This is a genomic window from Arthrobacter sp., from assembly GCF_048266065.1.
In the GTDB taxonomy this organism is placed as follows: Bacteria; Actinomycetota; Actinomycetes; order Actinomycetales; family Micrococcaceae; genus Arthrobacter_H.
In genome coordinates this window covers 1-8,015 of sequence record NZ_JBLXAH010000020.1, presented here as the reverse complement: position 1 = coordinate 8,015, position 8,015 = coordinate 1, and the positions used below count along the sequence as shown (strand labels likewise).

At 66.7% G+C, this 8,015-nt stretch carries 5 protein-coding genes and 1 pseudogene; 1 reads left to right on the top strand and 5 read right to left on the bottom strand.

Annotated elements, in window-relative coordinates:
• On the top strand, positions 1-3,085 hold a 3,085-nt coding region (locus ACN0TP_RS18270), incomplete at its 5' end, for an AAA family ATPase (RefSeq protein ID WP_417221392.1).
• Positions 3,086-3,248: 163 nt separating this feature from the next.
• Here the strand turns inward: ACN0TP_RS18270 and ACN0TP_RS18265 are convergent.
• The 5 genes and pseudogenes from ACN0TP_RS18265 to ACN0TP_RS18245 form a co-directional block, all read right to left on the bottom strand.
• A complete protein-coding gene (locus ACN0TP_RS18265; protein WP_417221390.1) occupies positions 3,249-3,692 on the bottom strand; it encodes a hypothetical protein in 444 nt (147 codons plus the stop codon).
• 38 nt (positions 3,693-3,730) lie between these two features.
• Positions 3,731-4,849: a M23 family metallopeptidase gene (locus ACN0TP_RS18260; protein ID WP_417221388.1), complete on the bottom strand. Its 1,119-nt coding sequence runs from the start codon at positions 4,847-4,849 to the stop codon at positions 3,731-3,733.
• Positions 4,842-5,516: a hypothetical protein gene (locus ACN0TP_RS18255; protein ID WP_417221385.1), complete on the bottom strand. Its 675-nt coding sequence runs from the start codon at positions 5,514-5,516 to the stop codon at positions 4,842-4,844. The genes ACN0TP_RS18260 and ACN0TP_RS18255 overlap by 8 nt, the downstream gene beginning before the upstream one ends.
• Positions 5,513-7,378: a type IV secretory system conjugative DNA transfer family protein gene (locus ACN0TP_RS18250; protein WP_417221383.1), complete on the bottom strand. Its 1,866-nt coding sequence runs from the start codon at positions 7,376-7,378 to the stop codon at positions 5,513-5,515. The genes ACN0TP_RS18255 and ACN0TP_RS18250 overlap by 4 nt, the downstream gene beginning before the upstream one ends.
• Before the next feature lie 24 nt (positions 7,379-7,402).
• Positions 7,403-8,015: pseudogene (locus ACN0TP_RS18245) on the bottom strand (ATP/GTP-binding protein); the annotation flags it as partial.

The following is an 8,015-nucleotide window of genomic DNA, read 5'->3' as shown; positions in this document are numbered from 1 at the left end:
TCGCCGTCTGGGCTCGCGCTTCGGTGACGTGGCGATCCCGGACAACCTTATCGAACAGGTCAAGGCCCGCGCAGTGGATGAGTATTCATTGCTGCTGACTCCCGGTGAGCGTGCCCCGTTGGTGGACTCGCTGGGGCGCGAGGACGGGTCCTCGAAGTACGCGAAGGCCCACCGCGAGGTCTACACGTCCTCGGGTGTCCTGCACAGCGAGGACCGTCTGTTGGAGGCAGCCCAGAAGAAGGTCATCCCCGCCGCGACCGGGGAAGCGTTTGAGCGTGCCCTGGCCATGCAGGGCAAACAGTTCGACGCCGGGCAGTTGGCCATGGCCCGTGAGTTCGCGTGTTCGGACAAGCTGCTGCGTGTCGGTGTCGGGCCGGCCGGGGCCGGCAAGACCACCGCGTTGCGCCTGGCTGCGGACACGATCACCGAGGCCGGCGGGAAGGTCATTGGCCTGGCTCCCACGGCTGCGGCTGCGGCAGTGATGTCCGGGGAGCTGGACGCCCCCGCAACCACCATTGACTCCTTCGTGCTCCAACACCGCACCGCTTCTGAGCGGGCGATCATCCCCTCGCCGGGCGATGTGATCGTGATTGACGAGGCCGGAATGGTCGGCACGGGCCTCTTTGCCGAGGCGGTGACGATTGCCGAGCAACACGGTGCCGTGGTCCGCGCACTGGGCGATGACCAACAGCTCTCCGCCGTCGGTTCCGGTGGAGCGTTGCGCCTGATCCGCAACGAGGCCGGGGCGGTCCATCTGGAGGATCTGCACCGCTTCCGCAACCCTGACGGGACCGCGAACGAGGCCGAGGCCGCCGCCACCCTGGCGTTGCGCGAACCGCCGGCCATTGGTGCCGATGACCCGTGGGCGTTTTACCGGAACCACCACCGGGTCGTGGGTGGTGACGTGGAGACCATGACCACGGAAGTCTTCGAGGCCTGGCAGAAGGACACCAACGCCGGCAAGCACTCGGTGATGATGGCCTTCGACAACAACACCGTGACGGAGCTGAACGCCCGCGCCCAGTCCTACCGTCTCGGGACCGGGGACATCAGCGACGGACCCGGCGCGCTGCTACGCGACGGGCTAACCGCCCACGTCGGGGACGTGGTGGTGACCCGGAAGAATGAGCGGCTCATGTCCTTGAACCAGGGCAAGGACTTCGTGAAAAACAACGACGTGTGGACCGTGACCGGTGTCCACGCGGATGGAGCCCTGGCAGTGAAGCACCGCGACCATGGCGGGGCGACAACCCTGCCCGGTTCCTACGTCCAGGAATCAACGATGCTTGGCTACGCCTCCACAATCCACCGCACCCAGGGCGCGACGTGCGACACCACGCACGCGATGATCTCCTCCGGCCTCACCCGTTCCCTGGCCTACGTCGCCGCCTCTCGTGGCCGCGAATCCAACCACCTCTACGGCGCACTGGAGAACGGGGAAACCCTCGACGGTTTGCTGGAGGCCGTGGCCGCGAACCACGACACGAACCTGACCGCCCACGAGCTCGCTGCCGCCGCTCGCGCCCAAGCACGCTCCATCCCCGACCGTGCTGCCGCGTACCGCGACGTTGACGAGCAGGCAGGCATGGAGCGCATGAAGATCCTCGCCCGCCGCACCCTCGGGGACGGTCCGGCCCAGGAGATCATCGAGACCGACTCCTGGACCCGGCTGGCCAAGGGCATGGGAGAAGCCGAGCGCGCCGGCGTGGACCTGCCCGAAGCCCTGGCTGGGGCCTACGGTGCCGAAGGATTCGAGGACGTCCAGGACAAGGCAGCGGTGCTGGCCTGGCGGCTCGAAGCAGAGACCACCGCGACACTGGCCCTTGCCGGCGGTGAACGGCCCCTGGCCAACGTCAGCGACGAGCACCTTGCCACCCTGCACGAACGCGCAACCGAGCACCAGGTGCGCGCCGGGAACGTCCTGGCCCAGGAAACACCCGATGCCGGACAAAAGCCGTGGACGCAGCGCCTCCACGGGCACCTGACCGACGACGGCCTGGCGGCCCGGATCAAGGCAGCTGCCGAGGAGCGTGCTCGCCAGATCCCCTCCGACCCGGAAAACCACACCGCAGAGCTGTCATGGCAGCTCGTCCAGCTCGACATGGAGAAGCAGCTCCGCGCGCAGCTGCCCGAAACCGTGTTGTTGCGCGAGACCCTGCAACGCGGCGGCACCGAGCGCGCGAGCCAGGCACGGGGTGTGCTGGACCGTATCGAGCGGGAGCAACTGATCCGCCAGCGCATCACCACCGAACGCCCGGCCGAGACGATTCCGGACGGCCTGCCCGAATGGATCGCCCCCGTCCGGGCCATCGTCCAGTGGGACACGCCCGCGCTGTTCCGGCAGGAGCTTGCCGAAAGGCGCGGGGAAATGGTGCCGCAGTTCAACCGCCTCGGTTCCGAACTGGCGGCCGAACCGCCGGCATGGGCTGATGCCCTTGGCCCGGTGCCGTCGGACCCGGACAAGCAGCAGCAGTGGAGGGATCTGGCGGCCGAGATCTCCGTCTACCGGGACACCTATAAGATTCCGGTCACCGAACCCGCTGCGATCCCGGTGGAATACCGCGAGAAGGATCTCGGGGCGGAACTGGAGGCGAGGATCACCGCCATGCACAAGTACACCCAGCAGACCTCCCGCGAACCACTCTCGGCCGACGACGCGCACCTGATGCGCGAAGCGGCCGAGGTCGAAACCCGGATTGTGGAAGTACAGGCCCCGGCCGAGCAGGTCATCGACCACTTGCGCACCCAACGCGCCCAGGACTCCACGCTCACCCCGGAGCAGGCGCGCGCGGAACGCATTGCCGAGATCTCCCGCCGCTTGAAGGCATCCCGGCAACGTTCGGGCGCTGCGACACCGGAGCGGTCCGAAGCTTATGAGAAGGCACTGGCCGATATGAGGCAGAGGCGCGCAGAAGAAGGACGGGAGCGGCCTGCCGATGGACAGGAGCCAGTGGACAAGGCGGCAGAGAACCTGCGCAAGCTGCGCGCCTATCAGGAGAAAACCGAACGGGAACGCCAGCAGCGACGAGGCATGGATGATGGCCCACAGCAGGGCCACGACCGGGGGCCACGCTACAGCCGCTAGTCCTGTTGGTGGCAAGGTGATGGCCACCGGCTGTTTCGCTTGAGGTGGGTAGCGAAGAGCCGGTGGCCATCGTTCCGGTAAGCAGGCGTAGGTGGCGGGAGCCTGCCTACCGGAAATATATGGGACGTCGAGAGTCTATGCGCCCTCGCTGTCGTGTTGGTTTCTAGTTGGCGGCTGAGCCGATGCCGCCGACCAGCCAATCACCGCCAGGGGTGTCCTGGTGCATTTCGACGGTCCAGGTGCCGTCGTTGGTCTTGAACTTGGCGAGCACCAGTTGGGGGTTGTGGGAGTCGGTTTCGAGCTTCGGGCCGGAGATGATCTTGTCGAAGGGAATCCGGGCGGGATCGATGTATTCGGCATCGACCGCGTATTCCTCCTCGAGGTAGGGGCGCAGTTGGGAGAACCAGCGCCGCTCCGGTTCGTCCGGTCGGGCGAAGAGCTTGATGGCCTTGGTGGCCACCACACCCGGCTTCTCGGCCGGGGCGGATGACGGGGCAGGCGAGCTGGCCGGGGTGGAGCTGGCGGCAGGTTCGGGGGCGGCCTCCGGGGCGCTGTCCGTGCCGCCACAGGCTGTCAGGGCCAGCAGTGTGCAGGCAGTTGCCACCATCGCGGAGAATGGCCGGCTAGGGCTGGTGGGGGCGGGCATTAGAGGACTCCCTTTTTCTTCAGGTATGGCACCGGGTCAACGGCGAATTGGTAGGTGGGTGCCCCGGAGGGGGCATTGGGGGTGGCGATCTGGAAGTGGAGGTGCACGCCGGAGGCGTTGCCGGTGCCTCCCTCGATGCCGATGGCTGTCCCGGCGGCCACGGTGTCCCCGGCCTTGACCTTGAGGGTTCCGTGGGCCATGTGGTGGAACTCGAACACCAGGCCCGGCTTGTCGACCTGCTTGGCGATCACGTAGGTGCCATAAGCGGACTTCCAACCCTGCCCCTGTTCGGCCACGGTGATCGTCATGTCCGCAGGTGCCAGGACATCGGCCTGGCCGCCCTTGGCGAGGTCAACGCCCTTGTGATCGGCGGTGTTCGCGTTGCACTCGGTACCGGCCGGGCAGGCCCGGCCGCCGAAGCCGCTGGTGACCCGGCCGCCGGGAAGCGGGTTCACCCACTTGCCAGAGCCCAGGTCGCCCACGGTTTCCCCATCCCCCGTGGGGCACGTCCCGTTCGCGTCGATGCCCTCGCCCTTTTCGGCGTCGTCCTGGCCGGCCTCTCCCGTGGAGAGTGCCTTGACGATGGCGGCGGCTTGGGGCCGGTACTTGGTGTAGTGGTCCGGGTCGGCGTTGCGCTGCACGCGGTGGATGGCCTGGCTGGGTGAAAGATCCTCCCACCCCTCGACCTGCTGCATGGCCTTGAAGAAGTTGGTGGCACTGATGCGTGGGTCCATCCGGTCCTGGTAGGAGCCCCACGCTCCGTTGGCCCGCTGTTGGAAGAGCCCGCGGGAATCGGGGCCGGCGGCGTCGCCGGAGTCGATGACCCTGAGCGTGGACTCACCGATGGCGGTCTGAACGCCGAGAATCTGCGCGGAGACCGGCAGTTTCAGATCCGAGGCGGCGGCCATGATCTTTGCGGCGTTTTCGAGCTGGTCACCGGAGAACCCGGCAACCTTTTTCGTGCCGGCGGGCACGGTCCCCGGTGTGCCGGGAACCGCGCAGAGGCCGCTGGCCACCGATGGGCCGCTGGTTCCCATGGCCACCAGGAAGATCAGCCCGAAGGCAACCACCACCGCGATCAGCGGCAGCAGCAGAACGGCCAGGCAGCCTTTACCCATGCTCGCCATCCCCTTCTTGCCCGTGGCGGGCTGGCTCCGCGTTGGATTGCCGCTCCAGCACTTCGCCGGTGGTCCGGTTCACGGCCGGCGCGCCCGGGCCCTCCTTGGGGGCCTCGGGCACGGTGTCCTCGACAAAGGCCAGGAAGTCCTCGCTGCCTCCGGCGAGCTGGACGCCTGGCATGTACGCGTCAACGTGTTCGCGTTGGGTCTGGCACGGTTTGAGGGTCAAGCGGTCCCTGATGGAATCCATCGTGGGCCACAGGCATTTTTGGAACCAGTCGACGAGTGTGTGGCTCGGCGTCTTGGCCTTGGGGTGGTAGCTGGCCTTGTGGGCGATCATGAGCGCGGTGAGTTGTTCCACCACATCCGGGTGGAGGTACCAGCACGGGGTGATCCAGCGGGTCCGGTCCGCGTGGTGGCACAGGATACGGTTCTGCAACCAGGCCACGAACGTGTCCAGCTCGACCCAGAGAGCCCGCTGTGCGCCCGGTTCCAGGGCATCCCACAACCACGGGCCGCCGGCAGGATATTCGGCCAGGACCGCCAGCAGGCCCTCCACGGTTTCCTCCGTGTTGGCCAGGCGTCGATCCAGTTCCGGGATGCGGGTCAGCAGCTCATCAAATTCCGCTGCCTCGGCTTCGTCTGGTTCCATCGCGTTTTCGCTCATGCCGGCACCTCGTCCTCTTCGGTATCCCCGGCCTCAATGGCGGCATCCACTTCCTTCTGCTTCGCTTCCTGTTCCGCGACGATGGCCTTGGCCTGATCGGCCTCGATGCCTTCCTGGCCCAGGCACCACAGCCGCGACTCCTCGAAGACCTTCCTGTCGGGGCGCTCCCACCAGGGGGTCACCTGGACCACTGCCTCGATCTCGCGGTAGACCAGCAGCACCTTGCCTTGGGGCAGCTTGCGAATCTGGTCCGGTCGCATCTTCTGGTCCAGGTGCATTGCCTTGGAGACGGTGACCCCGGGGGTGCCGTCCTTGCCGCTGTTGGAGGAGGAGCTGGTGTGCTCGGTCCATTCCTTGCCGATCAGATCGGAGATCTCCGTGAGGAACTTGTTATCGGAGATCCCGCCGAAGAGCACGCGGGCAGCCGAGGCGTTCACTATGGTCTCGGCCCCGTCCTCGCCCCACCGGGCCACCAGCTGGGAGCGGGATTGGGCGAAGACCCACGTGTGGATTCCGTTGCCGCCGCCCTCGGACATCAGCGAGGGCAGCGAGGGCAGGGCACAGGTGTTCGGTGCCTCGTCCAGGATCAGGGAAAGGTGCTTGGCCAGCCGGCCGCTGGCCGTCTTGCCGGAGGCCCGCACGGCTTCCTGGGTGATCGTTTCCACCAGGGCGGTGACGATGGGTGCGGTGGAGGCGTTCATCGACGGGCGGGCCAGGCAGTACAAGGTGTTGCCGGTCTCGGTGAATCGGGCGGTATCAATCCCCGGGTCCCCGGGCGCGGGGCAGAGCATGGAGAGGATCTTCTCGTTCTTCATCGGCCCGGTGATCTTGCCCAGGGTCGTCTTGGTGTTGCCGATGGTGTCCGGGTTGTCCTCGCGGCACCACTCGTCCAGGTTCGCCCCCCAGAGCGGGACCGTGGGGGAAAACCCCTCGATGAGTTCCTTGGGTTCAAGGTCCTGGAAGTTCTGCGACCAGGCGATCACATCGCGCATCGTGCCGCCGCGCTTGAGTGCAGCGGCATGGAGCATGGCTTCCAGGATGATGGTGCAGCCGGTGTTGAAGTGGGCCTCTGCCGCCGAGGGCGGACCCTTGCGGGGCATCGCATTGACCATGGCCGCTGCCCGTTCGCTGGCCACCTGGTCATCCTCGCAACCGGCCACGACGTTCCAGCGCACCTTGTCCGGGTAGCTGCTCAGCCCGTCGAAGTCCGCCACGTACACGCGGCCCTTGTCCCGGCGCGCCCCGGCGGTCAGGCGCAGCACGTCGGGGCGGGTGCTGGTGGTGATGACCGCGCCGGGCGCGTCAACGACCTGCCCGGCGACGATGAACGTCGTCTTGCCCGCCCTCGGTGGGGCGATCACGCACGCGGTGTCCTCCGCGCGGACGCCGACGGCCTTGCCCAGGTAGATGAATACCGGTGGGGCCAGCTCCGCCTTTTCCGGGCCGCTGATCCGCGCCCTGATCTCCTTGGCCGTCGAGAGGCCATGATCGTTCTTGTTCCGCTTGTTCTTCGAGGTGCGGGCGGCCTTGCGCTTGCGTTCGCGCCGGAGCTTGAGCTGGTGCAACACGGTGATGTATCCAGCCAGCAGCAGCACGGACAGGCCGGCCCATACCGCGACCGGCCAGCCCCAGGCATCGCGGGGGTTGCCCCCGACATCAACCGGCGTCCGGCCGCGCAGCACGGTATCAACCAAGGCCTGCAACGTCTCCAGGTAGTCCCCGAACGCCAGGTTCGTGGTGATCACCAGGGCCACATGCCACAGCCCGGCCAGGATGACGGCGAGCATGACCAGCTCGAATTCGACCTTCTTCGTGCTCGACGCGGTGGCCTTTTGCTGGCTGACCGAGATGTTTTCGCTCATCGCTGCCTATCCCCTCTGCTTGTCTCAGGCTTCCACTGGCGTTTCGGCCAGTGCCCCGTCGGTGTTGGTCATCTTCATTTCCCAATCGGAGCGGACGTGCTCGATTTCGATTTCGGGATCATCGGCCGCCGATTTCAGGAAGTGGTGGCCATTGGGCAGGGCCATGATCTCCGGCACCGATTCGGGGTTCAGGCCGAACGTGTCAGCGCACCACTGCGCCGACTTCGGGCGGGTCTGGCGGAAGATGTGCACGGTTTGGGCTTCCTCGATCACGGCCATGCCCGGCGAGCCCGGGGGCACGTCGGTGTCCTTGTGCAGGCAATACATGTTGGAGATACCCAGTCCACGGGAAAGCTTGATGTTCGAGCGTTGCTGCACTGCCAGCGGGCCGCCCAGGATATGGCCGGCTTCCTCGATGATCACGTTGGTGCGCATCCCCCTGTCCCGGCGCACCCGGCCCAACAGCCAGAGGTTGGACAGTCCCATGACCATGGGGATCACCGGCCCGGTTTCGGGTAGCTGGGAAATGTCGAAGGAGGAAACCTTTCCGTTGAGCTGCACCCCGGCGGAGGTTTCCCCGTCGAAGATGGCCCCGAAGTGTTCCAGGAGTTCGTTGAAGATGTTCCGCATGGAGGCC

What these genes read in the sequence shown, in the direction of transcription:
- ACN0TP_RS18265 (WP_417221390.1), bottom strand. Translation starts at nt 3,692, where the DNA reads ATGGTGGCAACTGCCTGCACACTGCTGGCCCTGACAGCCTGTGGCGGC.
- ACN0TP_RS18260 (WP_417221388.1), bottom strand. Translation starts at nt 4,849, where the DNA reads ATGGGTAAAGGCTGCCTGGCCGTTCTGCTGCTGCCGCTGATCGCGGTG.
- ACN0TP_RS18255 (WP_417221385.1), bottom strand. Translation starts at nt 5,516, where the DNA reads ATGAGCGAAAACGCGATGGAACCAGACGAAGCCGAGGCAGCGGAATTT.
- ACN0TP_RS18250 (WP_417221383.1), bottom strand. Translation starts at nt 7,378, where the DNA reads ATGAGCGAAAACATCTCGGTCAGCCAGCAAAAGGCCACCGCGTCGAGC.